1 pseudogene is annotated in these 1,098 nt (G+C 63.8%); it reads left to right on the forward strand.

Annotation, left to right across the window (positions count from 1 at the left end):
• A pseudogene (locus BGIM_RS65430) lies at positions 1 to 1,028 on the forward strand (hypothetical protein); the annotation flags it as partial.
• Positions 1,029 to 1,098: the final 70 nt, after the last annotated feature.

Below are 1,098 nucleotides of genomic sequence, written 5' to 3' on the forward strand. Positions count from 1 at the left end.
GCCAGACCAAGGTGCTGGCCAAGTCCCTGTTGCTGGGAGATCCCGGCGACACCCCGGAACTGGCGCTGCTCATCGTGGACGGGAACGCCGCCAGCCCGACGAATCGCACCGGCGCGTACCCCGGAGCCTTCATCTACGGATGGGCGCTGGACACCTCCGGCAGCCTTGTCTCCTCGCACGGGACCACGGATGGTTATGTCTACTCCGGGCGGGCCCAGGAGCTGGGCTTTCCCATCGTGGAGACGCCCACGGCCTCTTGTCGCGGCGGGGCGTTCTATGTCGGCGTCACCCCGGTCGGCAAGGAGACGCCGTTTCAACGCTTCTGGATCTCCAGCACGGGCAACGCCGTCTTCGCCGGACGCTCCGTGTTTGAGGACGCCGGCATCGCCTATCCCTATGCCACCGCCACCCTGCCGTTGCAAAAGAAAACCGCCCCCGGCTACGCGAACTTTCACGACACCACCGGCTGGGCCAACGTCTCCGTCCCCACCAGCGACAAATCCGCCAACGGCGCGATGGCCTTCCGCAAGGGTCCCTCCCTCGGGACCGGATTTGACTATTGCCATGACCACGCGAAGGACGAATGGAGCATCTCCTCCGTCGCGGCCAATGTCCGCACCCAGCGGGTCGCCCTGACGTCAACGGGCACATTTATCGTCGGCATCAACGGCGTTACCCCCACGGGAAAATTGCATCTCGCCGACAATGACCCGAAGATTTTTCTGGAGGACACCGGCGGCGACAAGGCCAACTGGTCGGTCCGCAACGCCGACAAGTCGTTCATCATCCGCGACGAATCAAACGCCACGGACCGGTTTCGCATCGACTCCGGGGGATCGACCATCGTCGGCTCGGCGGCCGCGCTCGCGACCACCGCCACGGATGGATTTCTCTATATCCCGGCCGGGGACGGGGCGCCCACGGGAACCCCGACGGCCCAGACTGGAAAGGTGCCGCTCTATTACGACCGGACCGGCCATCGGATCTATGTCAACGACGGCGGCTGGAAGTCGGTGACGCTGGCGTAGTGGTTGATCGAAGAATGGTTTTGGTGTTAATGTCATGAAACAAAGCGAGGGGCTTATGGAGGCAACAGAG

Source organism: Zavarzinella formosa DSM 19928, from assembly GCF_000255705.1.
GTDB classification, from domain to species: domain Bacteria; phylum Planctomycetota; class Planctomycetia; order Gemmatales; family Gemmataceae; genus Zavarzinella; species Zavarzinella formosa.